The 26,657-nt window shown below is 32.6% G+C and carries 27 protein-coding genes; 24 read left to right on the top strand and 3 right to left on the bottom strand.

Going from position 1 to position 26,657, the window contains the following annotated elements; all coding sequences use genetic code 11:
- Positions 1-26 precede the first annotated feature (26 nt).
- Both B9N53_RS04870 and fni read left to right on the top strand, forming a co-directional pair.
- Positions 27-980 (top strand): LCP family protein, encoded by a 954-nt coding sequence (locus tag B9N53_RS04870; protein WP_094203927.1) that lies wholly within the window; start codon positions 27-29, stop codon positions 978-980.
- A 26-nt stretch (positions 981-1,006) separates the two neighbouring features.
- The gene (gene fni, locus B9N53_RS04865; RefSeq protein WP_094203926.1) at positions 1,007-2,017 is read left to right on the top strand and encodes a type 2 isopentenyl-diphosphate Delta-isomerase; all 1,011 of its coding nucleotides are present in this window, start codon (positions 1,007-1,009) and stop codon (positions 2,015-2,017) included.
- Between the two features lie 136 nt (positions 2,018-2,153).
- Here fni and B9N53_RS04860 read toward each other — a convergent pair whose 3' ends face one another.
- Both B9N53_RS04860 and B9N53_RS04855 read right to left on the bottom strand, forming a co-directional pair.
- Positions 2,154-2,687 carry a biotin transporter BioY gene (locus B9N53_RS04860; protein WP_094203925.1) on the bottom strand — a complete coding sequence of 178 codons (534 nt, stop codon included), beginning with the start codon at positions 2,685-2,687 and terminating at the stop codon, positions 2,154-2,156.
- A complete protein-coding gene (locus tag B9N53_RS04855; protein WP_094203924.1) occupies positions 2,680-3,369 on the bottom strand; it encodes a hydrolase in 690 nt (229 codons plus the stop codon). The genes B9N53_RS04860 and B9N53_RS04855 overlap by 8 nt, the downstream gene beginning before the upstream one ends.
- A 179-nt stretch (positions 3,370-3,548) precedes the next feature.
- Between B9N53_RS04855 and rpsF the strand changes: the two genes are divergently transcribed.
- The 7 genes from rpsF (at position 3,549) to trxA (ending at position 9,346) form a co-directional block, all read left to right on the top strand.
- A complete protein-coding gene (gene rpsF / locus B9N53_RS04850) occupies positions 3,549-3,836 on the top strand; it encodes a 30S ribosomal protein S6 (protein ID WP_002835043.1) in 288 nt (95 codons plus the stop codon).
- 20 nt (positions 3,837-3,856) lie between these two features.
- Complete coding sequence (locus tag B9N53_RS04845) at positions 3,857-4,372, top strand: single-stranded DNA-binding protein (RefSeq protein WP_094203923.1); 516 nt, start codon at positions 3,857-3,859, stop codon at positions 4,370-4,372.
- A gap of 20 nt (positions 4,373-4,392) precedes the next feature.
- Positions 4,393-4,617 carry a 30S ribosomal protein S18 gene (gene rpsR, locus B9N53_RS04840; protein WP_002835041.1) on the top strand — a complete coding sequence of 75 codons (225 nt, stop codon included), beginning with the start codon at positions 4,393-4,395 and terminating at the stop codon, positions 4,615-4,617.
- Between the two features lie 53 nt (positions 4,618-4,670).
- A complete protein-coding gene (locus tag B9N53_RS04835) occupies positions 4,671-5,732 on the top strand; it encodes a branched-chain amino acid aminotransferase (RefSeq protein ID WP_094203922.1) in 1,062 nt (353 codons plus the stop codon).
- Between the two features lie 86 nt (positions 5,733-5,818).
- Positions 5,819-7,654, top strand: a complete 1,836-nt coding sequence (locus tag B9N53_RS04830) for a polysaccharide biosynthesis protein (RefSeq protein WP_094203921.1) — start codon at positions 5,819-5,821, stop codon at positions 7,652-7,654.
- Between the two features lie 12 nt (positions 7,655-7,666).
- On the top strand, positions 7,667-9,028 hold the full coding sequence (locus tag B9N53_RS04825; RefSeq protein WP_094203920.1) for a D-alanyl-D-alanine carboxypeptidase family protein: 1,362 nt from the start codon (positions 7,667-7,669) through the stop codon (positions 9,026-9,028).
- 9 nt (positions 9,029-9,037) lie between these two features.
- Complete coding sequence (gene trxA, locus B9N53_RS04820; protein ID WP_094203919.1) at positions 9,038-9,346, top strand: thioredoxin; 309 nt, start codon at positions 9,038-9,040, stop codon at positions 9,344-9,346.
- Positions 9,347-9,504: 158 nt separating this feature from the next.
- Here the strand turns inward: trxA and tpx are convergent, their stop codons facing one another.
- A complete protein-coding gene (tpx, locus tag B9N53_RS04815) occupies positions 9,505-10,011 on the bottom strand; it encodes a thiol peroxidase (protein WP_002835034.1) in 507 nt (168 codons plus the stop codon).
- Between the two features lie 85 nt (positions 10,012-10,096).
- Between tpx and B9N53_RS04810 the strand changes: the two genes are divergently transcribed.
- From B9N53_RS04810 to rpoC, 15 genes are all read left to right on the top strand, one after another.
- Positions 10,097-10,336, top strand: a complete 240-nt coding sequence (locus B9N53_RS04810; protein ID WP_094203918.1) for a pro-sigmaK processing inhibitor BofA family protein — start codon at positions 10,097-10,099, stop codon at positions 10,334-10,336.
- Positions 10,337-10,422: 86 nt separating this feature from the next.
- A complete protein-coding gene (locus tag B9N53_RS04805; protein WP_094203917.1) occupies positions 10,423-11,061 on the top strand; it encodes a 50S ribosomal protein L25 in 639 nt (212 codons plus the stop codon).
- 51 nt (positions 11,062-11,112) lie between these two features.
- Positions 11,113-11,724 (top strand): dTMP kinase, encoded by a 612-nt coding sequence (tmk, locus tag B9N53_RS04800; protein ID WP_094203916.1) that lies wholly within the window; start codon positions 11,113-11,115, stop codon positions 11,722-11,724.
- Positions 11,721-12,047 (top strand): cyclic-di-AMP receptor, encoded by a 327-nt coding sequence (locus B9N53_RS04795; protein ID WP_002837271.1) that lies wholly within the window; start codon positions 11,721-11,723, stop codon positions 12,045-12,047. Before tmk ends, B9N53_RS04795 begins: the two co-directional genes overlap by 4 nt.
- A gap of 8 nt (positions 12,048-12,055) precedes the next feature.
- Positions 12,056-12,328: a cyclic-di-AMP receptor gene (locus B9N53_RS04790; protein WP_002835026.1), complete on the top strand. Its 273-nt coding sequence runs from the start codon at positions 12,056-12,058 to the stop codon at positions 12,326-12,328.
- Positions 12,328-13,146: a DNA polymerase III subunit delta gene (locus B9N53_RS04785; RefSeq protein ID WP_094203915.1), complete on the top strand. Its 819-nt coding sequence runs from the start codon at positions 12,328-12,330 to the stop codon at positions 13,144-13,146. The genes B9N53_RS04790 and B9N53_RS04785 overlap by 1 nt, the downstream gene beginning before the upstream one ends.
- Positions 13,139-13,981, top strand: a complete 843-nt coding sequence (locus B9N53_RS04780) for a PSP1 domain-containing protein (RefSeq protein WP_002835023.1) — start codon at positions 13,139-13,141, stop codon at positions 13,979-13,981. Before B9N53_RS04785 ends, B9N53_RS04780 begins: the two co-directional genes overlap by 8 nt.
- Positions 13,982-14,070: 89 nt before the next feature.
- Positions 14,071-14,241, top strand: coding sequence for a DUF362 domain-containing protein (locus B9N53_RS04775; protein WP_002835022.1), 171 nt, complete (start codon positions 14,071-14,073; stop codon positions 14,239-14,241).
- A gap of 50 nt (positions 14,242-14,291) precedes the next feature.
- On the top strand, positions 14,292-15,005 hold the full coding sequence (locus tag B9N53_RS04770) for a tRNA1(Val) (adenine(37)-N6)-methyltransferase (protein WP_094203973.1): 714 nt from the start codon (positions 14,292-14,294) through the stop codon (positions 15,003-15,005).
- Positions 14,986-15,813, top strand: a complete 828-nt coding sequence (gene rsmI, locus B9N53_RS04765) for a 16S rRNA (cytidine(1402)-2'-O)-methyltransferase (RefSeq protein ID WP_094203914.1) — start codon at positions 14,986-14,988, stop codon at positions 15,811-15,813. The genes B9N53_RS04770 and rsmI overlap by 20 nt, the downstream gene beginning before the upstream one ends.
- Positions 15,810-16,763, top strand: a complete 954-nt coding sequence (locus B9N53_RS04760) for a DNA double-strand break repair nuclease NurA (RefSeq protein ID WP_094203913.1) — start codon at positions 15,810-15,812, stop codon at positions 16,761-16,763. The genes rsmI and B9N53_RS04760 overlap by 4 nt, the downstream gene beginning before the upstream one ends.
- Positions 16,763-18,583 (top strand): ATP-binding protein, encoded by a 1,821-nt coding sequence (locus B9N53_RS04755; protein WP_094203912.1) that lies wholly within the window; start codon positions 16,763-16,765, stop codon positions 18,581-18,583. Before B9N53_RS04760 ends, B9N53_RS04755 begins: the two co-directional genes overlap by 1 nt.
- Before the next feature lies 1 nt (position 18,584).
- Positions 18,585-19,271 carry an acyl-[acyl-carrier-protein] thioesterase gene (locus B9N53_RS04750; RefSeq protein WP_094203911.1) on the top strand — a complete coding sequence of 229 codons (687 nt, stop codon included), beginning with the start codon at positions 18,585-18,587 and terminating at the stop codon, positions 19,269-19,271.
- 194 nt (positions 19,272-19,465) lie between these two features.
- Positions 19,466-23,020: a DNA-directed RNA polymerase subunit beta gene (locus tag B9N53_RS04745; RefSeq protein WP_094203910.1), complete on the top strand. Its 3,555-nt coding sequence runs from the start codon at positions 19,466-19,468 to the stop codon at positions 23,018-23,020.
- A 16-nt stretch (positions 23,021-23,036) separates the two neighbouring features.
- A complete protein-coding gene (gene rpoC / locus B9N53_RS04740; RefSeq protein ID WP_094203909.1) occupies positions 23,037-26,645 on the top strand; it encodes a DNA-directed RNA polymerase subunit beta' in 3,609 nt (1,202 codons plus the stop codon).
- The last annotated feature ends 12 nt before the right edge of the window (positions 26,646-26,657 follow it).

The raw sequence follows: 26,657 nt of genomic DNA, 5'->3' as shown, positions 1-26,657 counted from the left end.
CATTAAGAAAGTAATTGGAGGAAAGAATGAAAAAAAGAGCTGTTATTGTCTTTTTTATTTCGCTAGCACTATTTTTGGGAGTGTATTTCGGTGCTGGTAAATTTTTGGGAAGCTTAAAAACAACTGGCTCTGATATTAAAGGCGATGAATTAGGAAAAAACAATGTAATTGAACAAAACATACCGGATGAATTTTTGTTTGTACTTTTAGGAATTGACAAGGAAGTAAGCACAACAGATCATCAAAGATCTGATACTATAATGGTTTGTAAAGTTAACTTTAATTCTGGTAATGTGGACATACTGTCTGTGCCAAGAGATACTCAAATTAGATTGAATGGAAACATTCACAAAGTAAATGCGGCACACGCTTATGAAGGTGCGAAGGGATCTTTAAAAGCGTTGAGAGATTTATTGGGAATAGATTTGGATTATTACGTTGAGGTTGATTTTGATAGTGTTGAACACATAGTAGATGCTATGGGTGGAGTTGAAGTTGATTCACCAGCTGAAATAGTTGTCGAATCAAGACATATCCGTATTCCAAAAGGGAAATCAAAACTTAACGGAGATGAAGCGTTACAATATGTAAGGGCACGTCATCCATTAGGTGGATCTGATGAAGCTAGAATTGAAAATCAACATTATTTTATAAAAACATTGATGGATCAATTATTAAGTCCTGCAAATATTACAAAAATGCCAAAGATGATTGAAATATTCAAAAGAGATGTTAAGACAAATATCCCACTAGGGGATATGACTGCTTATCTTACAAAACTTCCTAACTTTTCATCTAGCAAAATACATAGCTATATACTGCCAGGAGAATACAAAGATGATGGAATTAGTTGGTATATGGCGGATGAAGAACAATTACCAGAAATTGTAGACAGATTATTTGCTGAATACAAACTGGATGATCAAACCACTAATGATAATGACAGAAAAGAAGATGAGGAAGAATCTCAAAATAATTAGCGGTTTTGTTTTTGGGAGGTATTTTTGTGGAAAGAAAGCAAGAACACATTGAAAATTATTTAAAATCAGAATACAGGGGCAATAACTTATTTGATTGTGTTTATTTGGAGCACACATCACTACCTGAAATAGATTTGAATGATGTCGATTTGTCGATGGAATTTAACGGCAAGAAAATTGACTATCCTTTCATGATAAACGCCATGACTGGTGGCGGAGATTCCTGCTGTGACATCAATGAGGATTTGGCGAGATTATGTAAGACATTCAATATTCCAATGGCTGTTGGTAGTCAAAAAATAGCTCTTGTTGAACCAGAAGCGATTGAAAGTTTCGAACTTGTACGAGAAAATTTGACAAAAAATGAAAACATCGTAATAGGAAATCTTTCTGCAAGAGAAAGCTTGGAATCAGTTAAAAAAGCAATTGAAATGATAGATGCTGATATGTTTGGCCTTCACTTAAATCCAATTCAAGAATTGATCATGGAAGAAGGAGACAGAGAATTTTCTGGAATTAAAGATAACATCAAAAATATCGTAGATAATGTAGATGTTCCGATAATCGTAAAAGAAGTAGGTTACGGAATGAGTAAGAAAACAATCTATGATTTATACGATTTGGGAGTTAGATACATTGATATTGCAGGATTTGGCGGAACGAATTTTTCTGAAATAGAAGATAATAGAAGGTTTGATATGGAATTTTCTGAATTTTATTGTTGGGGAATTCCTACGGCGAAAATCTTATTGGAGATGCAAGACAAGCCTGATGATTTGTTTTTAATCGCAAGTGGTGGCATAAAAACAGCAATTGATATTGTAAAAGCACTAGTCCTTGGGGCAGATATGACAGCAATGAGTGGCGAAGTGTTATCTTATTTAATGCATGGTGGTTATGAATTTGCTAAGGAATTTTTGGATAGCTTGATTTATAAATTAAAAATGCTTATGGTAATGCTTGGGGCAAGAAATATCAGTGAATTGAAAAATGTAGACTACAAAATATTTGGAAAATTAAAAGAAATTACAGAATAAAAAAAAGTCATACAAATTTGATTTTTTCATCAAACTTGTATGACTTTTTTAAATGTATTTTTCTACTTTTTTAAATGTATTTTTCTACTTTTTTAAATGTATTTTTCTACTTTTTTAAATGTATTTTTCTACTTTTTTAAATGTATTTTTCTACTCTTTTTGTAACAAAACTAAACACTAATGCTTTTAAAATATCTCCAGGTAAGAAGACTATCATACCAGTGAATAACAATTTCCATAGGTCGAATTGTTTATTAGATAATTTGAAAAATATTCCCATGTATATCACACCAAAAGCGTAAATTATAAGTGATGACACCATGAACATGATAAAAAGTTTGAGTCTTGAAAGGTTACGGTCTTTGAATTTTACATAAAAAGTTTGTGCCAAAAATCCAATTACATAACCAAAGCTTGGTGAAAATATTGCCTGCATTCCACCTTTTCCTCCAGCAAAAACTGGAAGACCAATAAGACCTAATATAATGTACAATAAAACTGACATATTTGCGTATTTTTTACTCAAATAATATCCCGATGCTATCGCAAACAAACTTTGTAAAGATATAGGAACTGGGAATAATGGGATTATAATATAAGATCCAATTATTATTAGTGCACTGAATAAAGCAATTTTGATGAGTTCTTTTGTATCGATACTTTTACTCATCTTGCTTTTCTCTCATATCTTGTCTGTAATTTGCCATTACTTTGTGGAAAATTTCTCCCGATGTTGGCGGAGTATAACTTAAAGCATTTGCTCCAGCATTTATCGTATCGATAACATTTTGTTCATTGTCACCGCCTGTTGCAATTATTGGGAATTCATAACCAACTTTTTTTCTGATTTCTTCAACTAAAAATGCAGTTTTCTTTCCACCGGATACATTTAAAATATCTGCACCAGAGTTTATTTTACCTTCGATATCATCGTATGCCGATACGATTGTAGCGACGATAGGAATGTCTAGAACTTTTTTCATCTGAGCGATAGTTTCGTTTTTCATTGGTGCATTTACGATTACTCCGTATGCTCCCAACATTTCTACTTGTAATGCCATATTTACACTTCTAATTCCAGATGTAATTCCACCGCCGACTCCAGCAAAAACTGGAAGACTTGAAGACATTATAATAGCATTTGTGATTGCCAATGTTGGTGTGAAAGGATACACTGCCATTATTGCGTGACCATTCGTATTATTTATTATTGCAATGTCTGTTGTGAAGACAAGAGTTTTTATTCTTTTTCCTAAAACTGTTATGCCAGATGCTTTGTACATTGCTTCTGGAATATGTACCATTCTGTGTCTCAAATTAGATTTTACTTCTGGTATAAATTTCTTTTCCATAAGATGCCTCCTTAAAATGAATTTCATATTTATATTATAATAGATAAAACCATTCTGGCAAATCAAAAAAACTAAAAAATATTTTGGAAATTTGTTGTAAATGTTAAAAGATTATGGTAATATATATAGGTAAATCCTTGCTCCGGATAGGGGCCAAATAGACCACAAGGAGGTGTCATATGAATAAATATGAATTAGTGCTAATCTTTAAGCCAGAATTATCAGAAGAAGACAGAAACACTGTATTCTCAAGAATTCAACAAGTAATTGACGAAAATGGTAAACTTGAAGAAGTTCACGATTGGGGAAAAAGAAAATTAGCTTATGAAATTAACTACATCAAAGAAGGTTATTATTATATTGTAAACTTCGATTTAGATCCACAATTTGTTAAGGAAATCGAAAGAAGATGTAGATTATTCGACCAAATCATTAGATACATGGTTGTTAGAGTTGACGAACAATAATCGTAAGAGGAGGAAATGTTTTGAATAATGTTAGTTTGATGGGTAGATTGACAAGAGACCCTGAAGTTAGATATTCAGCCAATACTCAATTAGCTAACGCTAGATTTAGTGTTGCTGTAGATAGAAGATTATCTAAAGAAAAAAGAATGGAAGCTGAAAACAACAATCAACCAACTGCGGATTTTATCAATTGCGTTGCTTTTGGAAGAACTGCAGAAGTTATTGGACAATATTTCCACAAAGGAAATAGAATTGCGATTACAGGTCACATTCAAACGGGATCTTATGAAAACCAACAAGGACAAAGAATTTATACAACTGATGTGATTGTCGATCAATTTGATTTTGTTGAATCGGGTAATTCACAACCAAATTCAGGTAACTATCAAGGTTACAGCAACAATAACCAATCATTCAACAATAATTCTTTCCAAAACAACAATTTCCAAAATTCAAACGATATTCATAAGAGTAATGACGATTTCGGAATGGGAGACAATGCAGTTCCGACTGATATTGACGAACTTCCATTCTAATAGTAGGAGGTTTTAAAGATATGCAAAGAAGATTTAGACCTAGAAAAAAGATAGATCCATTCCAAAAGGATAAAACAAAAGTTATTGATTACAAAGATGTAAATATGCTTAAAAATTATATCAGCGAAAGAGGTAAAATTTTACCAAGAAGAGTAACTGGATTAAACGCAAAACATCAAAGACAAATAACTGATGCTATCAAAAAAGCTAGACAAGTTGCACTATTACCATACAGTGCTGAATAAGACAAAATTAAGCTACCTTGATGGTAGCTTTTTTTACATATAAGGAGATATAAATGAGTTTAAAAATCGAAAAAACAACAACACCAAAACAAAAATACTCAAATAGTGAAGAATTGGGATTTGGTAAATTATTTACAGATCACATGTTAATAATAGATTATGACAAAGAAAATGGTTGGCACGATGAAAGAATCGTCCCTTACCAAGATATTTGTCTTGATCCTTCTTCTATGGTCTTTCATTACGGACAAACTGTTTTTGAAGGAATGAAAGCTTATAAAAACAATGGAAAAGTATATTTGTTTAGACCATTAGAAAATTTAAAAAGATTAAATAAAAGTAATGACAGATTGTGCATTCCACAAATCGATGAAAAAAAAGTATTAGAATATTTGTACAAATTTGTCGATTTGGAAAGAGATTGGATACCTGAAGACGAAGGTTGCTCATTGTATATCAGGCCTTTTATAATAGCAACTGATGCACAATTGGGAGTAAAAGTTAGTAATGAATACAAACTTATCATAATAGCTTCTCCAAGTGGATCTTATTACAAAAATGGTTTGAGTCCTGTTAGCATTTATGTTGAAAAAGATTATGTAAGAGCTGTAAGAGGCGGAATGGGAATGGCGAAAACTGGTGGAAATTATGCTGCTAGTATGAAAAGTCAAGATATTGCTCACGACAGAGGTTATTCACAAGTTTTATGGTTAGACGGTGTAGAAAGAAAATACATCGAAGAAGTTGGTGCGATGAATATATTCTTTGTACTAAAGGATAAAGTTATAACTCCGATGATTAACGGAAGTATTTTGGAAGGAATAACTAGAAAATCTGTTATTGAATTACTTGGACACGAAGGAATGGAAGTTTCCGAAGAAAGAATTTCCATTGACGATATCGTGGATTATTACAAAAATGGAGAGCTTCTGGAAATATTCGGTACAGGAACTGCAGCTGTTATAAGCCCAGTTGGAAAGTTATTGTATGATGAATATGAAATGGTTGTTAACGACGGTCAAATCGGAAAAATTAGCCTTCATGTTTATGAAACGTTGACTGATTTACAATTTGGAAAGATTAAAGATGATTTTAATTGGAGAGTTGAGATTTAAACGTTAAAAGTGATTTTTGTGAATATTTTTATCTTGTATTTATGGTATAATGAATACGATAAGTAATATTTGTAAAAGGAGTTAAAATGAATAAATACAGAAATATAGTATTGGGAATTTTGGATGCTGTAATCATTAATATATCGTATGTTGTAGGCTTGCTTTTAAGATTTGACGGACAAGTACCGTCAAGATACATGAGTTACTATCTTAAATACGCAGCTGTAGTTACAATAATACAAATTTTGATACTTTTTATTTTCAAAATGTACAAGGTAATGTGGAGATATGCAACTTTTGAAGATTACCTAAAAGCTGGTGTGTACACTGCTATTGCAAGTGTTGGCTCTTCGTTGTTTTTAATTTTAGTAAAATCAACTCTTCCAAGATCAAGTTTTTTGATTGCTCTTGTTTTTGAAGTTGTATTAATTTTAATAGTTCGTATGATTGCAAGAACTCAAACAGATAAAAAATCAGCTGTCGAACAAACTATCGAAGGGCAAGTTAATTCAATGATAATTGGAGCTGGTGCTGCTGGAGTTTTGGTTGTACGTGAAATGCTAAATCACCCTGAAATGAAATCAAAACCTGTGTGTATAATCGACGATGATAATACGAAAATAAACAAAAGTATTTCGTCGGTTCCTGTTGTTGGTGACACAAGTGATATTGTCAAAAAGGCACATGAGTACAACGTTGAAGAAATTATACTTGCAATACCAACAATAGATTCAGATCGTAAGAAACAAATTCTTAATGAATGCGAAAAGCTTAATGCAAAAGTGAAAATAATGCCTGGCTATTATGAATTTATAGATTCCAAGGTTGATTTGAAAGATTTAAGAGATGTTCAAATCGAAGATTTACTTGGACGTGACCAAGTAGTATTGGATAAAGAAATCCTTAATGAGTTTTTGAACGATAAAGTCGTAATGGTAACCGGTGCTGGTGGATCAATTGGTAGTGAACTTTGTAGACAAATATTAAAGTATAAACCAAGAAAATTGGTGATGATTGATATCTATGAAAACACTACTTATGATATACAAAATGAAATATTGAGAAATGATCCTAACGCACCAATCGATGTTATTATCGAATCGATAAGAAACTTCGATAGAATGAATGCGATATTTGGAATTCACAAACCAGATGTTGTATTCCACGCAGCAGCTCACAAACACGTTCCTTTGATGGAACATTCACCACAAGCAGCAGTTCTTAACAACGTATTTGGTACAAAGAATATAATCGATTGTTGCGATATTCATAACGTCAAGAAATTCGTATTAATTTCTACAGATAAGGCGGTCAATCCGACATCTGTAATGGGTTGCACCAAGAGAATTTGTGAGCTATTAGTACAATCTAAAAATCAAAATTCTAAAACAGAGTATGTGGCAGTTAGATTTGGAAACGTGCTTGGATCAAATGGTTCAGTAATTCCTCTATTCAAAAAACAAATTCAAGAAGGAGGACCAGTTACTGTTACTCACAAAGATATTATCAGATATTTCATGACAATCCCTGAAGCTTGTCAACTTGTTATGCAAGCAGGAGCAATGGCAGAAGGTGGAGAAATATTTGTATTAGATATGGGAGATCCTGTAAAAATCGTAGATTTGGCTAAAAAATTGATAAAATTATCAGGCTTGGAATTGGACAAAGACATCAAGATAGAATTTACGGGACTTAGACCTGGAGAAAAACTTTACGAAGAAACTTTGATTGAAGCTAATAATATAAGTAAGACAAAATATGATATGATATTTGTAGAAGAACCGGTGGTTCACGATATAGAAAAATTATCTAACGACTTAGTAGATTTGAAGAAAACTACAGAACAAAACTCAAAGTTAGTAATTGTTGAACAATTGCAAAAAATCGTACCAAATTATACTCCGGATGTAGAACATCAATAAAAGAGGTGGAATATGGCTGACAATAAAAGAAAATCAAGTTACAGTGATATTAATAAAAAATACGATTTTTCAAGCGGAAGAGTTTCAGAAAGCGAAATGAGACGCAGAAAGAAAAACGCCGAAAAAAATCGTAGAGAAATGAGAAAACAAAGAAATAGTTACAATCATGAACAAGATATGGGCAAAACAATAGTTTTGACTCCAGAAATGGTTGAAATGGAAAGAAAGAGAATAGCTAGACAAAAAAGAATAGCTAGAAAGAAAAAACTGAGAAGAAGAAGAATTATTTCCGCAATCGTGGCAATAGTTTTGATACTTTTAATAATTTTTGCTGTTAAAAAGGTTACAAATAAAAATAACGCAAAACCAAAACAACAAACAACAATCACTAACCAAACACCAGTAAAACCACAACCAGTTGTTCAATCATTAGTTAAGTTCTCAAAGACAAATAAAATGACTAATTTGTATGAAAAGAGCGAAAAAATATCCACTGTTCTTGAACAAATTCCTAACAATGCTTATGTAAAGTATTATTCAGATCAAGGAGATTTTTCATACGTTGTGTATAACGGCAAAAAAGGATACATTTTAAAATCTGATTTGTCAGATATAGAAAACAAAAATCAATTCAAAGTAATAAAAGGCGTTTTGATTGTAAACAGTGACTACACATTGCCATCAGATTACGATCCAGGAATTGATGAAGATGCTCGTAAATCATTTACTTTAATGGTTAATGATGCAAACAAAGACGGTGTAATATTAAGAAGCGTGAGTGATTATAGATCATTCGAACAACAATCTAAGTTAGAAGATGTAGAAGATGTAAAATTCGTAAAAGCTGGTACTTCTGAACATCAAACAGGTCTAGCATATGATTTGATAGGAGAAGATTACACACTTAAATACAAATTAGATTTCTCAAAATCAAAAGAATACAAGTGGTTGATGGACAATGCTTATAAATACGGTTTCGTATTGAGATATCCTGAAGGAAAGAAAGATACTACAGGATTAAGCTTTGCTCCATGGCACTTCAGATATGTTGGAATTGATTTAGCGAAAATCCTTCACGACCAAAATTTGACATTGGAAGAATACCTTAAAGTTGCTGATGAAAATGTAACAAACACAGACAACAACAAAGAAGATAGCGACAAACAAAACAACGAAGAAAAAGAACCATCAAACTCTGAAGAAAACTCTGAGAGAAAATCGGATAGTGAAAACTCAAATAATAACAGAGATAATTCTGATAACGAAAACTCAGAAAATTCTGACAAAAAGAGAAACAATCAAAATTCTGAAGATGATGGACAAGATAATAATAAAAACGACAGAAATAACGACAACAATGATAACAATAATTAGAGGTGAAATATGATTTATTTAAACAATGAAAACTTTGATGAAGAAGTAATCCAAGCAAAAGGCAAAATTTTAGTAGATTTCTATGCAGATTGGTGTGGACCATGCCAAGGACTTGCTCCAATAATTGAAGAAATTGATGAAGAAAACAAAGACGAAAACATCAAAATCTGTAAATTAAATGTAGATGGAGCACAAGAAATCTCTAGAAAATACAAAGTAATGAGTATTCCTACAATTTTGGTATTTGAAGATGGAGAAATCATAAAATCTACAGTTGGTTTAGTGGAAAAAGAATATATTTTGGATATGCTTAAATAATTCAAAAATCAAATAACTTGTAATAAGTCTAATCTCAAATGGGGTTAGACTTATTTTTATGAAGAAAATAAGCCCCACTTATGTGAGGCTTTGTTTAAAATGTAATCATATTGTATACATTTCGAAAATTTTCGGTTATTTTTGTGTGATATAATTTATTAAAGTGATTTTAAGGCTTCTATAGCTTTATCGTAATCAGGGTGATTTGTATTTTCTTGTACGTATTCAACGTATTTAACTTCGTTGTTTTCGTCTAGGATTACAATACCTCTGTTAAGAAGACGGAATTCTTCCATTACGAAACCATATTTCAAACCAAAATCCAAATCTTTGTGATCGCTTAGGACTATAAGGTTGTCGATTCCTTCAGCTGCACAGAATCTTGATTGTGCAAATGGTAAATCACAGCTAATTGTAAATATAATTGTGTTGTCAAATTCACTAGCTTTTTTGTTGAATTCTTTTGTTTGGAATTCACATACGCCAGTATCGATTGATGGTACTACAGAAATTAATTTTTTCTTTCCATCGTAATCAGATAATTTTACTGGTTTTAATTCTGCATTTAAGCAAGTGAAATCTTGAGCTTTATCACCTACGTTTACTTTAGTTCCTAATAATGTTACAGGGTTGTTTGCAAATGTTGTTTCTTGTCTTTTGTCCATGTTATAGACCTCCTTATAATTTCATTTTCATTCAAATGGTTTATACCCAAAAAATTATTTAAATAAACAAGAGGAGTTGATTTTAATGAGCGCAGCTACAATTATTATTGTTTTAATTAGCGTTGCAATTTTGGCGTTATTTTTTAAAATTTCTTTTAAATTGGGAATGCATGCACTTTCTGGTTTTGTGGGAATTTTTATTTTAAATATTTTCTTAAGCTTTTTCAATCTTCATATTCCGTATAATTTGGTTGATATGTTAATCGCTGGTATTTTAGGTATTCCAGGATTGGTAATTCTATTTTTATATTATTTTGTCATTTAATCTAACTAAAATATTAAATTTGTTGCGAAGAAATCACTTATTTGGTATAATTAATAGAGATTTTAGATTACTTAGGAGGAAAATAAATGACTAACTATAAATTAGATATGCAAAAAAGAGACGAAGTTGGCTCAAATGCAGTTAGAAAATTAAGAGTAAAAGAAATGGTTCCAGGAGTTATTTACGGAAAAGACTTAGAACCAATTAATGTATGTGTTGATGAAAAAGAATTAAGAAAAGTTCACTTAATGGCGGGAACTTCAAGCTTAATCGATGTTAAAGTTGATGGAGAAGATCACACTGTAATTATCAGAGAAGTTCAAAAACACCCATTCAAAAATCAATATGTTCACGTTGATTTCAAAGCGATTAAAATGGGAGAAGTTGCAAACTTCACTATTCCTGTTGTATTAGAAGGAAGAGATGAAATCAGAGTTCAACCATCAGTATTGATGCAATTACTAGACGAAATCGAAATCGAATGTTTACCAAAGAACTTACCAAACGAAGCTGTTGTATCAGTTGTAGATATGCAAATTGGTGATACTTTCGAAGTAAAAGACTTGGATGTATTCAAAAATGCTGATATAAAAGTTCTTAACGAAGAAACAGAAGCAGTATGTTCATTATCTGAACCAAAAGAAGAAGTAATTGAAGATGATGATGCTGAAGTATCTGCAGATGTTCCAACAGTTGGCGAAACTGAAGAAGAAGACGCAGAATAATAAAATAGAAAAAATAAAGCGAGTTAACTCGCTTTTTTTATAGGATAAAATATGTTTATTACTTTTGAAGGTCCAGATGGCAGTGGGAAATCAACCATAATTCAAAAAGTTTACGATTATTTAATCGAAAATAATTACGATGTAATTAAAACTAGAGAACCTGGGGGAAGTCCCATTGCTGAAAAGATCAGAAATTTGATACTTGATACTGAAAACACCAAAATGGGTTACAGGACAGAAGCTTTGTTATATGCAGCTTCTAGGGCGCAACATGTTGAAGAAACAATTCTTCCCGCGTTAAACGAAAATAAAATTGTTTTGTGTGATAGATTTCTCATATCTTCTCTTGCATATCAAGGTGTAGGAAGAGATTTGGGAATTGAAAATGTTAGAAAGATTAACGAATTTGCTATAAATGGAGTGTTTCCTGATTTCGTTTTGTTTTTCGATGTTGATCCTATTACTACTTTGAAGAGAAAATCTTCTTTGGATACAGCAGATAGACTTGAAAAAGAGGGTAATAATTTCCATGAAAGGGTATATAATGGATATAAAGAGATTCTAAATTCTGAAAAGAATGTAGAAATTATTGATGCAACTCAATCTGTAGAAGACGTATTTAGTCAATGTATAAAAGTTTTAAAAAGGAGAAATGTTTTATGAAACTAGTTGTTGCAATTGTTCAAGATCAAGATGTATATAATTTAAATGCAGACCTTACTGAAGCTGGTTTTAGAATTACAAAGTTGGCTTCAACTGGCGGATTTTTGAAGACAGGAAATAGTACTTTATTAATAGGTACTGAAGATGAAAATGTAGATAAATGTTTGGAAATCATTGAAAATGATTGCAAATCAAGAGAAACTACAACTTCAATGCTTTCTGTTAGTATGCCAGGAACTAACTACATATCATATCCTGTAGAGGTTATGGTAGGTGGAGCTACTGTATTTTTACTAGAAGTAGATAAGTATTTGAGATTTTAGGTGATTTTATGAAACTTATAGTTGTAATTATGGAAGATGACTTGAGTCATATTCTTTCAAAAGAATTGTTGGAGAATAAAATATCTTCTACAAAATTATCATCAACAGGTGGATTTTTGAAAAAAGGAAACACTACGATGTTGATTGGTACTGATGTAGAAAAAGAACAATCTATTTTAGATTTGATTAAAAAAGTATGTGACGAAAATGATATTGAATCTGATAATGAATCAAAGGCTAATATTTTCGTTATGGATTTAGAGGATTTTAAAAAGTTTTAATGTTACCGAAAAACAAAACTTTGATAAATCAAGTCAATAATAATAAAGTTTCTAACCAATATTTACTATATGGTGAGAATTTAAATGAAATAAATTATGATGCTGAGGCTTTGATATACAATTTGCTTGTTAGTAACTCAAATTTGAAGTTGAAGTTTGATAGGGATAAGTTATCCGATTTGTTGGTAATAGAACCTGAGAAAAATTCTATAACCATAGACAAAATTAGAGATATTGCAAAATTTGTATCCACAAAGCCTTTTGAATCTAATAACAAGGTCGTGTTGATAAAACAGGCTGATTTGATGAGAACAGAGGCTTCAAATGCTCTTTTAAAAAATTTGGAAGAGCCAAAGCCTTTTGTGTATTTTATATTACTTACAGACAATAAGAATAAACTTCTAAAAACTATTATTTCCAGATGCCAAGTAATTAATTATCTAAGTGAAAGAGAAAATGAAGAATTTGATTACTCTCAAATTTTGGATATCTTGGATAAATCTATGGGACAAAATCTTATGACGATGCTGGATTCGAAAGAATATTTGTCCAATTTTCAAAAAGAAACTGATGTGTTATTTGATTTTTTGATGGAGTTTTATTCGTCGTTTTTGAAATTTGTGAAGACTAGGGACGGGTCTTTTTTGAACAAAGATTTCGTGAAATTGTACAGGAAATATCCAAAGGCTAATGAGAGAATCATAGTAGATACTTTGGACAAGATTGAGTCTGTAAGGGGATATTTTAAAGTTAATGCGAATTTTGAGCTTTCTATGGAAGAGCTTTTATTGTATATAATGGAGGAAAACTATGCTTGATGTAACTGGTGTTAGTTTTAGACAAGCTGGTAAAGTGTATTACTTCGATTCCAATAATCTTAAATACAAACTAGGTGATCACGTAATTGTGGAGACTGCTCGTGGTATTGAGTATGGAGTTGTTGTAAAAGAAAATTTTGAAATAAACGAAAAAGAATTATCGTCTGATTTGAAACCTATCATAAGATTGGCTGATAGTGCAGATGATTATATTTATATGGAAAATAAGAAGAAAGCTAAGGAATCCATCGAAGTCTGCAAAGAAAAAGTAAAAGAATTCGGTTTGGATATGAAATTAGTGGACTGTGAATATACATTTGATAACAATAAGGTTATTTTTTATTTTACTTCAGATGAAAGAGTTGATTTTAGAGAATTAGTAAAAGAATTAGCCAGAATTTTTAGAATCAGAATAGAATTGAGACAAATTGGAGTGAGAGATCAAGCAAAGATTGCAGGAGGAATTGGCCCTTGTGGTCAAAGATGTTGTTGTAACAGATATATGAGAAATTTCAATCCAGTTAGTATCAAAATGGCAAAAGACCAATCGCTATCGCTTAATCCTTCAAAAATCAGTGGGCTTTGTGGAAGACTTATGTGTTGCTTGAATTATGAGCAAGAAGGTTATGAGTGCAAATTAAAGAAAATGCCACACGTTGGTCAAAAAGTTACTACTGAGATGGGAGAAGGAGTTGTGACTGAAACTAATACTCTTTTGGAATCTGTGAAAGTAAAAGTGATGACAGAGGATGAAACAGAAGAATTAATCCAAGTAAATGTAGACGAATTAATTGATTTTAATAAGTGCGGTGGATGTAATCATAAATGTCATTAAACCACTTGCATTTATTCTAATAGTGTGTAATAATGATTGTAGAGCATAAATACATAATACGCTCTAAAATTACAAGGGGGTAAAGCAATATGGCTTATAAAATTTCTGACGATTGTATCGCTTGCGGACAATGTAAACCTGAATGTCCAGTAGATTGTATTTCTGAAGGGGACATTTATACAATTGATCAAGACGCATGTATCGATTGTGGTTCTTGTGCTGACGTATGTCCAGTAGATGCTCCACATCAAGACTGCTAATTTTAGGGGAGAATTAGACTACTCATTTTTGAGTGGTCTATTTTTTTAATATGAAAAGAGAACATTTTATACCAAAAACCGATTTAAAAATAATTGCTGATGATGAAAAATTTTCTTTTACGATTGACTCCATCCTCCTTACAGATTTTGCGAAAATGAAAAAGAACACCAATCTTATAGATATTGGTTGCGGGACAGGGATATTGATGTTGAGATGTATGGCTTTGTACAATTTATCAAAATGCATTGGAATTGAAATTCAAAAAGATGTTGCAGATATGCTGGAAGAAACTATTGAGATTAATAATTTACATAACGCCTATGTTATTAATGACGATTTCAAAAATGTCGACATCAAAAACGATTCAATAGACAACATAATAGTTAACCCACCTTATCAAAAAAATGGTCACGGTATTTCTAATAAGAATACTAATTTTCACACATCGAGATACGATAATGAGATGAAATTGGAAGATTTATTTGAATTTGCAAAGTTGAAACTCAAATCTAATAGATCTTTATTTATGATAAATAGATGCGAGAGATTGGTCGATTTATTAAGTATTAGTAGAAAACATAATATGGAAGCAAAGAGAATTAGGTTTGTGCAATCGAGAATTGACGATAAGCCCAATCTCGTGATGATACAATTTGTGAAAAATCAGAAACCATTCTTAACTTTTGAGAAAAATCTGATTATTTATAATGATGAAGACTACACGGAAGAAGTGATGAATATATATGGAATTACAGAAGTCTAAAATTTACGTTGTGCCAACTCCAATTGGAAACTTGGCAGATATGACTTTGAGGTCGTTGGACGTTTTGAAAAATGTGGATGTAATTTATTGTGAAGATACCAGAAATACATCGAAATTACTGAATTATTACGACATTAAAACACCTCTTGTGAGTTATCACAAGCACAACGAACAAAGCAGATCAGAAGAAATTATTGACAAAATTTTGTTGGAAAATATAAATTGCGCAGTAGTAAGTGATGCGGGAATGCCTTCTATTAGTGATCCAGGACAAATTTTACTAGAAAAGGCGATTGATCGAGATATCGATATTGAAGTATTACCGGGGGCAAGTGCTGCAATAACTGCTTTGGTTAGAAGTGGATTCGATAGTTTGCAATTTGCATTCTTGGGATTCGTGCCAAGAAAAAATGCTGAGAAAAATAAGTTTTACGACCAAATCAAAAATGCAACGATGACTACAATAATATACGAATCGGTTCACAGAGTTGAAGCGACAGTTGAAGAACTCAGCGAGTTTTTGGGAGATAGAAAAATTTGTGTTTTAAGAGAGCTTACCAAAATTCACGAGTCCGTTATGAAAGGGACATGTGCTGAAGTTATCGAAATGTTAAAAAATGAAACTGTAAAAGGTGAATTTGTAATTGTAATCGACAAGCTCATCGAAGAAAATGAAGATATAGATGTAAAAGAAAAACTCACAGAACTTATCAACGATGGAATGTCAAAAAAACAAGCAGTGAAAATCGTCAGCGATGTTTACGGTTTGAAGAAAAATGATGTTTACAAAGAGAGCTTAGAATTATGATTTCAAAAGATTTAATAGATGAAGTCTCTCATTTAAATGAGAGACTTAAAAATCGAAAAAATGTCTCTAAATTAAGTAGGAAAGATGTAAGGGATTTAATTAATAATAAAATTGGCAAAATCAAATTTTATGAAAGATTTAGTGTTGACAAGCTAAAAGAAATTAAGCAAGATGGATGTATTTGCGTTGTAGATGGCTCAGTTAATAGAATCGGTGCAAATTATCCGAACTATGTGGAGTTTTTTCAGTCGATGGCTCTTCTAAGCTCTGATCAAGAACCGTTGGTTAAGGCGGATATTTTGTGTCCGTTGGTGGATGAATTTTCAGAACGCGATCAATTCCAAATCTCAAAGGAAAAATTGTGTGCTACAGAACTTGCTGTAGCGATCGAAGCTGTAAAAAATCATGATATAAAAATACTTATGATGGATGGAACTTTAATGAGATATTGCCTTGAAGCGGAAGATTTATACAATGATTTGGTCGAACTTTGTGATGAGAAAGGTGTTATTTTAGTTGGAGTTGTCGAAGAAATCAACACGAAAATTATCATGAACACATTTAACGAAAATGGAGTTAATGTGGGTATGCTTTTCGATAGAGAAGCTTTGTTCAATGTATTAGATATGAATGAAGGTTTTGTAGTAAATGAGCATAAATCTAGAAAAAAAGAGTACGATATAGAACAAGCTTTTATAAGAACATCTAAGGATCCTTGCGTAATAGCTATCGACATTCCATCGCAAAACATGGATGATTTTGATGAAATAATTTCTTTCGTGCTTACACTGTCCGATGAAAATACAAGAGGAGTGCCGTTTTTGTTGGATTTGGTCGACAAGAAAACAAGGATTGACAACAAACAAGCTGAAATTTTGGCGAAGAAATACTTGGATACTGAAATGTATCAATCGATATTTAGATCTCAAAGGAGTAAAAGAGTTATATAATGAATGATTTAGATTTTAGAGTAGTCGGCATGACCGACCAAATCGAATGTTACGTGGCTAGTAAATACGATAGACTTAGAATCAATGAGTATATGATTGTGGAAGATATCAAACAAGGGGATATTTTGTGTCAAGTCACGGAAACTCACAGTGTTAATGAATTTATGGAGTCAAACACCGCCGATTCTTATATAACCAAAGAACAAATTCTAAAACTTCAAGCAGTAGGATACAATATTTCTGAAGGAATCAAATACATTTACAAATTAAGAGTGATGGACGATCCGGCATTTGCGATTGAAGCGGGATCTACAGTCAGAAAACCGAAATTTGATGAGATTAAACATTTATTTTACTCTGGTACAATTGACAAATCGCTCGAAATAGGAATTATAAAAAACACAGAAGAAATTTATAAAACATGTCCTGAAGAATACAAAAATTTGCTTAAAATCATGGATTCTAATCAAAAAGTCCACGATCAAGAAGAATTGGTGTATTTATTTAACTACTACAACATGATTGAATATCCGCATATTGGTATTTTTGGTGGATCAGGATCTGGTAAATCATACGGGTTAAGAGTAGTAATTGAAGAATTGATGAAGAAATCTGTTCCAACAATTGTGTTTGATCCACACAACCAAATGGTGTTTAAAGACAGGACACTTGAAAATTATGGCATTGATTTTTCTGACAAATTTGAAGTTTTAAAAGTTGGTGAAGATTTGGGAATTAATTTTCCTGACTTGAGCAGATATGAGCTTATCAGTTTGATAGAAACACAAGGAGAACTCACAGAATCCATGAAATCTGCTTATGAAGCTATTCTTGACAAAGACTCCATCACCCAATCCAGTGCGAATGCGTTTTTGGATTACTTGACAACAATATCCAAAGCATTATCAGATAAGGAGGATGACGCGACAGGATACTATGAAAGATTTTCACAACTTGTGAATGTCGATTCACTTCAAGCTGTTATCAGGAGATTTAATAGATTACTGAACACAGATATATTCTTGAACACTTCGCAAAAACTTTTCGAAGCACTAAAAGACGGCAAAACAGTTATAATTCAAGGTACGCAAAAGATGCTAAATTTGTACGCATCGTACGCAGTGAATTCTTGTTATAGAAAAAGAAGAAGATACGTAGATGCAATGACAAGTGAATATTTTCCGATTATTTGTATGGTTTTTGATGAAGCTCACAACTTCTGTGGTAGTGACCAGATATCTGTAACACGAAGAATTATCAAGGAAATCGCACAAGAAGGTAGAAAATACGGAGTTTTTCTCATACTAGCTTCCCAAAGAATGGCAGCTATCGAACAGACTACAATTGCACAGTTGTCCACAAAATTTATTTTCAGAATATCAACCGAAAAGGACCTTGAAGCCATCAGAAAAGAAACTGATTTGTCATCTGAAGAAATACGAAGACTTCCATATCTATCAAATGGTGATGTATTCATTTCCCAAGCTCAAATCGGAAAAACGTTGTTTGCAAGGATAAGACTAGCATACACTACACAACCGAAATTCAAAAATCCTTTTGATGAAATGTATCGAATGCTGGAAATAAATGTTCAAAAGAAAAATGAATCGGATATGGAATTATTTAAAATGTTAAAAGAAGACAATGTATTTCCAATAACTCTTGATTTATTTAGGATTTGTAAGATAATCGAAGAAAGACACAATATAAAACTGAGTGTCAGTGATTTGGAAAACAAATTAAATAAGCTTAGCAATGATGGATATATTACCAAGAAAAAATCTATCATGGGAGAAAGCTATTATTTAAGAGAGGAGTAATATGAAAGTTAGTTTAAATACGAAAGTTATGAACGTGTTTTGTGGGATAAATTCAAAAATCAGATTGAACAAGTTATTCGATTATATGCTTGAATGTTCTATTAAACAAGAAGAAATACTCAAAGAACAACTAAAAGATTTGAATGGAAGTTGGATTATATATCAATGGGATGTTGATATACATAACATGCCTGAAAGATTTGACGATTTGACAATTCAAACTTACCATACTTATACTAGAAAATTCTACGCTTTTCGTAACTACGATGTTTTTAGAAATGGTGAATTAATTGTAAGAGCTAAAACAAAATGGCTGCTTGTTAATCCTGAAAAGAAGCTTCCTATGAGAATAAGTGATGAACTTGGAGTGATTTACGGAAGAGAAGATGGTTATGACATTGTAGAAAAGGATTTGGAACTAATAGACGGCGATTATAAAAAGTGTGGCGAATACACTGTAAGAAAAACGGATATAGACTACAATTATCACGCAAACAACGCTAGATATATCGAATGGATTGAAAATTATCTGGACGATGATACAATCAAGAAAGTGGAAGTTGTATATAAAAAAGAACTTAAATTAGATGAAAGTGTAGAGATTTATAAATTAGAAAAAGATTGCCTCATTTATTTCAAATTAATTTCTAATGGAGTATTGAAAACAATAATAAAAATTACGAAATAAATTTAACTCACAAAATGATTTTTTGTTTTGTGAGTTTTTTTAATTTTAAATATGAAAAATAGCCGAAATTTAATAAAAAATAATTGACAAAATAAAACTGTTGTTATATAATTCTAAGATACAGTATAAAAATGGATAATTATGCTATAAAGTAGATTATTTAGGAGTTTAAGATAGTATAAGGGGTGAAGTATATGCATACTGAAAAGTATGGAGTAACGGACAGAGTTAGCTTTTCTAGGAACAAAAATGTTTTGGGACTTCCAAATCTTATTGGCATTCAAACTGACAGTTTTGATTGGTTTGTAAAAAAAGGTATCAAGGAAGTTTTTGAAGATATTAGTCCTATAAAAGATTATGCGGGAAGTCTTGTTTTGGAATTTGTGGATTATTATTTTGAGGAAAATCCAAAATATACAATCCAAGAGGCAAAAGACAGAGATACTAACTATTCTTGCCCGTTAAAAGTGAAAGTAAGATTAATTAACACCGACACAGAAGAAGTAAAAGAACAAGAAGTTTTTATGGGTGATTTCCCTTTGATGACAGACAGTGGTACATTTATCATCAATGGTGCTGAAAGGGTAATTGTAAGCCAACTTGTAAGAAGTCCTGGTGTTTACTTCGCCGAAGAAATTGACAAATCAGGTAACAGTAACTTTGCATCTACAGTTATTCCAAACAGAGGTGCTTGGTTAGAAATGGATACTGATGCAAGTGGTGTAGTGAATATTAGAATCGACAGAACTAGAAAATTACCTGTTACTACATTACTTAGAGCTTTATTATTTGACACTGATGATGAAATAATTGAAGCTATGGGAGATTCTGAAATTTTAAGAAAAACTCTCGAAAAAGAAATTTCAAAAGATAGAGAAAGTGCTTTAATTGAAATTTATAAGAAATTAAAACCGGGAGATCCTGCATCTTTAGAAAGTGCAGAACCTTTGATTAATAATATGTTCTTCGACAGTAGAAGATACGACTTAGCAAAGGTAGGACGTTACAAATTCAATAAAAAATTATCTTTGAGAGATAGAATTACTAATCAAAAAGCAAAAGAAGATATTGTGGATACATCAACTGGAGAAATTTTAGCTACTGCAGGAGATTTGATTACTGAAGAAATGGCAATCGAAATCGAAAACGCAGGTATAAATGTTGTTGATGTTATCGGACACGAAGGTCAAAGCGTTCGTGTTATTGGTAACCACTTTGTCGATTTGGATAGTTTTGGCTTGGATATGGATTTATCTGATTTGAATTTGTCAGAAAAAGTTTATTATCCTATTATGGAAAAAATCTTGGAAGAAAATGATGACGAAAAATCAATTAGAAGAGCGATTGAAGAAAATGTTCATCAATTATCTCCAATTCATATAATCCATTCAGACATTTTGGCATCAATTAACTATGAATTCAATTTATTCTTTGGAATTGGTTCAACTGATGATATCGATCACTTAGGTAACAGACGTGTAAGAACTATTGGTGAATTGTTGCAAAATCAATTCAGAATTGGTTTATCAAGAATGGAAAGAGTTGTAAGAGAAAGAATGAGCACACAAGATCCAGACTTGGCAACTCCACAATCATTAATCAACGTTCGTCCTGTTACAGCTGCAATCAAAGAATTTTTTGGTTCAAGTCAGTTGTCACAATTCATGGAACAAACAAACCCATTGGCAGAACTTACTCACAAGAGAAGATTATCAGCTTTGGGACCAGGTGGTTTATCTAGAGATAGAGCAGGGGTTGAAGTGCGTGACGTTCACGACTCTCACTACGGCAGAATCTGTCCGATAGAAACACCAGAAGGACCAAATATCGGTCTTATAACTTCTATGACAACTTATTCTACAACTAATGAGTATGGATTCTTAGAAACTCCATACAGACGCGTAGACAAAGAAACTGGAGAAGTTACAGAAGATATTGTTTATTTGACAGCTGATGAAGAAGATAAATATATAATTGCTCAAGCGAACGAACCATTGGATGAAAACTCTAGATTTGTAAATGAAAGAGTTTCTGGTCGTGGTATCAACGGCGAAAATGATATTTATCCAAGAGAACTTATCGACTACATGGACGTTAGTCCGCAACAAATCGTATCTGTAGGTACAGCGATGATTCCTTTCTTGGAAAACGACGATGCTACTCGTGCGTTGATGGGTTCAAACATGCAAAGACAAGCAGTTCCATTGTTGGCAACTCAAGCGCCAATTATTGGTACTGGAATTGAACACAAAGCTGCTAAGGATTCTGGTGTTGTAGTTAAAGCTAAACACAAAGGTACAGTTACAAAAGTTTCTTCTGATATGATAGAAATCACTCGTGATGAAAATAGAAAAGTTGACAAGTACACTATTCGTAAATTTAAAAAAGCAAACCAAGGTACAACTTTCAACCAAAGACCTATTGTAAACAAAGGTGACAAGGTTGATGTTGATGATATAATCGCAGACGGTCCAAGTACTAGAATGGGAGAAATGGCTTTAGGAAAGAACATTCTTATCGCATTCATGACTTGGGAAGGATACAACTACGAAGATGCGATGTTATTAAACGAAAAATTAGTTGTAGATGATGTATTGACATCTGTTCATATAGAAGAACACGAATCAGAAGCTCGTGAAACAAAATTAGGTGCTGAAGAAATAACTAAAGATATTCCTAATATCGGGGAAGATATGAGAAAGAATCTAGACGATGAAGGAATTATTAGAATTGGTGCTGAAGTAAAATCTGGAGATATTTTAGTAGGAAAAGTTACTCCAAAAGGAGAAACAGAATTATCTGCTGAAGAAAGACTGTTAAGAGCAATATTTGGCGAAAAAGCTAGGGAAGTAAGAGACACTTCATTGAGAGTTCCTCATGGTGAATCAGGTGTTGTTGTTGATGTTAAAACTTATTCAAGAGCAAACGGCGACGAATTATCACCAGGTGTTAACAAGGTAGTTAGAGTTTATGTAGCTACTAAGAGAAAAATCATGGTTGGTGACAAAATGTGTGGTCGTCACGGTAACAAGGGTGTCGTTTCAAGAATTATGCCAGAAGAAGACATGCCATATTTACCAGATGGTACACCAGTACAAGTAGTTCTTAACCCATTAGGGGTACCAAGCCGTATGAACATCGGACAAGTACTTGAAGTTCACTTGGGACTTGCAGCTAGTAAATTAGGTTGGAAAGTTGCTACACCAGTATTCGATGGTGCAAGTGATATTGAAATAGAAGATGCTTTGGAAGAAGCAGGATATCCAAAAACAGGAAAGATTTGGTTAAGAGATGGTAGAAGTGGAGAATATTTTGAAAACCCAGTAACTGTAGGATACATGTATATGTTGAAATTACACCACATGGTTGCAGAAAAAATCCACGCCAGATCAACAGGACCATACTCTCTTGTAACTCAACAACCATTGGGTGGTAAAGCTCAATTTGGTGGTCAAAGATTTGGAGAAATGGAAGTTTGGGCATTGGAAGCATACGGTGCAGCTCATACTCTTCAAGAAATTTTAACTGTTAAATCAGATGATGTTGTTGGTCGTGTTAAAACGTATGAAGCTATTATTAAAGGGGAAAATATTCCTGAACCAGGAATTCCTGAATCATTCAAAGTTTTAATTAAGGAACTTCAATCATTATCTTTGGATGTTAAATTACTTGATGAAAATAATGAAGAAGTCGAATTAATAGAAGAAGACGATGATTCTAGCGAATTCGGCAGCGATGATAGACTATAAGAAAGGAGAGGGCTCCTTGGTACAAAAAAATACTTTTGAAGCTATGAAAATCGGTTTGGCTTCACCAGACAAAATCAGACAATGGTCTTGGGGAGAAGTTAAAAAACCAGAAACTATAAATTATAGAACATTAAAACCTGAAAAAGAAGGTTTATTCTGTGAAAAAATATTTGGACCTACAAAAGATTACGAATGTAACTGTGGTAAATACAAAAGAATAAGATACAAGGGAATTGTATGCGAAAAATGTGGTGTAGAAGTTACAAAATCAAAAGTTAGACGTGAAAGAATGGGTCACATTGAACTTGCAACTCCTGTAAGTCATATATGGTATTTCAAAGGAATTCCATCACGTATGGGATTGTTATTGGATATGAGTCCTAGAGCACTTGAAAAAGTTCTTTATTTTGCATCATTTGTAGTTATAGATCCAGGTAAAACTGATTTATACGAAAAACAATTATTAACTGAACAAGAATACGAAGAATACTGTGATAAGTACGAAGAAGATGTTGATTTCAGAGCCAAAATGGGAGCTGAAGCAATCAAAGAACTTCTTCAAAAAATAGACTTACAAGAAGAATACAAAAATTTAACTGAAACTTTTGAAGGAGCAACTGGACAAAAGAAAGTTAGAATTTTAAGAAGACTTGAAGTTGTAGAAGCATTCATCGAATCAAAGAATGATCCTTCATGGATGATTATGGATGTAATTCCAGTTATTCCACCAGATATCAGACCAATGGTACAACTTGAAGGTGGAAGATTTGCTACAAGTGATTTGAATGATTTATACAGAAGAGTTATCAACAGAAATAATCGTCTAAAAAGATTATTGGATATTGGATCTCCTGAAATCATCGTAAGAAATGAAAAAAGAATGCTTCAAGAAGCAGTAGATGCTCTTATCGACAATGGTAGACGTGGTAAACCTGTAACAGGACCTGGAAACAGACCATTAAAGAGCTTGTCAGATATGCTTAAAGGTAAATCTGGTCGTTTCAGACAAAACTTGTTAGGGAAGAGAGTTGACTATTCTGGTCGTTCAGTAATAGTTATCGGACCAAACTTGAAATTCTATCAATGTGGTCTTCCTAAGAAAATGGCTCTTGAATTGTTCAAACCATTTGTAATTAGAGAATTAGTTAAGAGAGAAATTTCACACAACGTCAAAAACGCTAAGAAATTAGTTGAAAGAGAAAACGACAAAGTGTGGGATGTTTTGGAAGATATTATAGTAGATCATCCTGTATTATTAAACCGTGCACCGACATTGCACAGACTTGGTATTCAAGCATTTGAACCAATATTAGTTGAAGGAAAAGCTATCAAACTTCACCCATTGGTATGTACTGCATACAATGCGGACTTTGACGGTGACCAAATGGCAGTCCATTTGCCACTATCTCCAGAAGCACAAGCAGAAGCTAGACTTTTGATGTTAAGTACGAATAACATTCTTGCACCAAAAGATGGTAAGCCAATCACAACTCCTTCACAAGATATGGTATTGGGTTCATTCTATATGACTACAAGAAAAGAAGGTCAAAAAGGTGAAGGCTTAATCTTCAAAGATATAGATGAAATGATGTTAGCTTATGCAATGCATTATGTAACATTGCAAACAATAGTAAAAGTTAAACGTGACAGTGTGAATAACGATGGTACAAGTAAAATCGTAGAAAGCACTGTTGGTAGATTTATCTTCAACGAAGGAATCCCTCAAGATTTGGGTATGGTGAACAGAGAAGAAGATCCATATTCACTTGAAGTTGATTTGCAAGTTGACAAGAAAATGCTATCCAAAATCATCGATTTAACTTTCAGAAAATATGGAAATATTAGAACTGCTGAATTGTTAGACTACATTAAATCTATGGGATACAAGTATTCTACAATTGGTGCGTTGACAATATCTATGGGAGATATTACAATTCCTGATTCAAAGAAAGTTATCATTGAACAAGCTGAACAAAGAATTGATATGGTTCAAGACATCTATCTTCAAGGGGATATTACAAACGAAGAAAGATACAAGAAAGTCATCGGAATTTGGGAACAATGTATTAAAGATGTAACTAAAGCATTGATGACAAACCTTCCTGCTGATAACAACTTGAATATAATGGCAGTTTCTGGAGCCCGTGGTAGTGAAAACCAAATCAGACAATTAGGTGGTATGCGTGGTCTTATGTCCGATACTGCTGGTAATACAATCGAAATTCCTATCACATCAAACTTCCGTGAAGGTCTTTCAGTACAAGAGTTCTTTATTTCAACACACGGTTCAAGAAAAGGTCTATCAGATACAGCGCTTAGAACTGCAGACTCTGGATATTTGACAAGAAGACTTGTAGATGTATCACAAGATGTAATCATAACTGAAGATGATTGTGGTACTGATGAATATATAGTTGCAAAAGAAATCAAAGACGGTAACAGACAAGTTGAAGATTTGAAATCAAGAATTATCGGTAGATATGCATTCGAAGATATCCTTGATTTGGATACTGGAGAAATAATCGTTCATAAAAATGATATGATCAATGAAGCTATTGCTGAAAGAATAGAATCAAAAGGTATCAAAGAAGTTAAAGTAAGAAGTGTTCTTGGATGTAAGATGAAACACGGTGTTTGTGCTAAATGTTACGGTAGAAACTTAGCTACTGGTAAGCCTGTAAACATTGGTGAAGCAGTTGGTATTATCGCTGCACAATCTATCGGTGAACCGGGTACACAATTGACAATGAGAACTTTCCACTCAGGTGGTATCGCCGGAGTAGGAATCACATCAGGTCTTCCTAGAGTTGAAGAATTATTTGAAGCTCGTAAACCAAAAGGACTTGCTTATATTACTGAAATAGAAGGTACTGTAAAGATTCAAGAAAACAAAAAGAGAAATGATGTTATCGTAACTGCTGAAGATGGCGAAGAAAAAGTTTATCAAATTCCTTACGGCGCTCACATTAGAGTTAACGACGGAGATCATGTTGAAAAGGGAGAACCATTAACAGAAGGTTCAATCAATCCACAAGATATTCTTAGAGTTAATGGAGCTGAAGGTGTTCGTGATTATATAATTAGAGAAGTTCAAAAAGTTTACAGACTACAAGGTGTAGACATTGACGATAAGCACATAGAAATTATAATCAGACAAATGATGAGTAAAATTAAAGTTGATGAAAGCGGGGATTCAGGATTCTTATCAGGCAGCGTAGTAGATGCTAGAGATTTCAAGATGACAAATGAACAACTTGTCAAAGAAGGAAAAACTCCTGCAACAGGAACTCATTCATTAATGGGTATCACAAAAGCATCACTTGCAACTGAAAGTTTCTTATCTGCAGCATCATTCCAAGAAACTACAAGAGTATTAACAGAAACATCTATTAAAGGAAAAGTTGATCACTTAATAGGCTTAAAAGAAAATGTAATAATTGGTAAACTAATACCTGCCGGTACAGGAATAGCAAAATATGACAGAATTGAAGTAGATTATGACGGTAAAGCTGAAGAAGATATAATTGAAGCTGAAAAAGCACAAGAATTAAATGATTCTGAAGAAGCGGAAGAATCTACAGTAAAATCTGGAAACTACGAATCATTACAAGATGAAGATAAATAATATTTAAGAATT

This window comes from Finegoldia magna (assembly GCF_002243175.1).
Lineage (GTDB): Bacteria > Bacillota > Clostridia > Tissierellales > Peptoniphilaceae > Finegoldia > Finegoldia magna_J.
Note: the sequence above shows the minus strand (reverse complement) of the source record. Positions and strands in the feature narration are given on the sequence as shown.

Bases quoted from the DNA above. Each gene is read 5' to 3' on its own strand.
- B9N53_RS04805 (WP_094203917.1), top strand. From the start codon at position 10,423: ATGACTAACTATAAATTAGATATGCAAAAAAGAGACGAAGTTGGCTCA.
- B9N53_RS04795 (WP_002837271.1), top strand. From the start codon at position 11,721: ATGAAACTAGTTGTTGCAATTGTTCAAGATCAAGATGTATATAATTTA.
- trxA (WP_094203919.1), top strand. From the start codon at position 9,038: ATGATTTATTTAAACAATGAAAACTTTGATGAAGAAGTAATCCAAGCA.
- rpsF (WP_002835043.1), top strand. From the start codon at position 3,549: ATGAATAAATATGAATTAGTGCTAATCTTTAAGCCAGAATTATCAGAA.
- tmk (WP_094203916.1), top strand. From the start codon at position 11,113: ATGTTTATTACTTTTGAAGGTCCAGATGGCAGTGGGAAATCAACCATA.
- B9N53_RS04760 (WP_094203913.1), top strand. From the start codon at position 15,810: ATGATTTCAAAAGATTTAATAGATGAAGTCTCTCATTTAAATGAGAGA.
- B9N53_RS04870 (WP_094203927.1), top strand. From the start codon at position 27: ATGAAAAAAAGAGCTGTTATTGTCTTTTTTATTTCGCTAGCACTATTT.
- B9N53_RS04825 (WP_094203920.1), top strand. From the start codon at position 7,667: ATGGCTGACAATAAAAGAAAATCAAGTTACAGTGATATTAATAAAAAA.
- B9N53_RS04750 (WP_094203911.1), top strand. From the start codon at position 18,585: ATGAAAGTTAGTTTAAATACGAAAGTTATGAACGTGTTTTGTGGGATA.
- rpsR (WP_002835041.1), top strand. From the start codon at position 4,393: ATGCAAAGAAGATTTAGACCTAGAAAAAAGATAGATCCATTCCAAAAG.
- B9N53_RS04785 (WP_094203915.1), top strand. From the start codon at position 12,328: ATGTTACCGAAAAACAAAACTTTGATAAATCAAGTCAATAATAATAAA.
- B9N53_RS04780 (WP_002835023.1), top strand. From the start codon at position 13,139: ATGCTTGATGTAACTGGTGTTAGTTTTAGACAAGCTGGTAAAGTGTAT.
- tpx (WP_002835034.1), bottom strand. From the start codon at position 10,011: ATGGACAAAAGACAAGAAACAACATTTGCAAACAACCCTGTAACATTA.
- B9N53_RS04810 (WP_094203918.1), top strand. From the start codon at position 10,097: ATGAGCGCAGCTACAATTATTATTGTTTTAATTAGCGTTGCAATTTTG.
- B9N53_RS04855 (WP_094203924.1), bottom strand. From the start codon at position 3,369: ATGGAAAAGAAATTTATACCAGAAGTAAAATCTAATTTGAGACACAGA.
- B9N53_RS04755 (WP_094203912.1), top strand. From the start codon at position 16,763: ATGAATGATTTAGATTTTAGAGTAGTCGGCATGACCGACCAAATCGAA.
- B9N53_RS04790 (WP_002835026.1), top strand. From the start codon at position 12,056: ATGAAACTTATAGTTGTAATTATGGAAGATGACTTGAGTCATATTCTT.
- B9N53_RS04835 (WP_094203922.1), top strand. From the start codon at position 4,671: ATGAGTTTAAAAATCGAAAAAACAACAACACCAAAACAAAAATACTCA.
- B9N53_RS04770 (WP_094203973.1), top strand. From the start codon at position 14,292: ATGAAAAGAGAACATTTTATACCAAAAACCGATTTAAAAATAATTGCT.
- rsmI (WP_094203914.1), top strand. From the start codon at position 14,986: ATGGAATTACAGAAGTCTAAAATTTACGTTGTGCCAACTCCAATTGGA.
- B9N53_RS04775 (WP_002835022.1), top strand. From the start codon at position 14,071: ATGGCTTATAAAATTTCTGACGATTGTATCGCTTGCGGACAATGTAAA.
- B9N53_RS04860 (WP_094203925.1), bottom strand. From the start codon at position 2,687: ATGAGTAAAAGTATCGATACAAAAGAACTCATCAAAATTGCTTTATTC.
- B9N53_RS04745 (WP_094203910.1), top strand. From the start codon at position 19,466: ATGCATACTGAAAAGTATGGAGTAACGGACAGAGTTAGCTTTTCTAGG.
- B9N53_RS04830 (WP_094203921.1), top strand. From the start codon at position 5,819: ATGAATAAATACAGAAATATAGTATTGGGAATTTTGGATGCTGTAATC.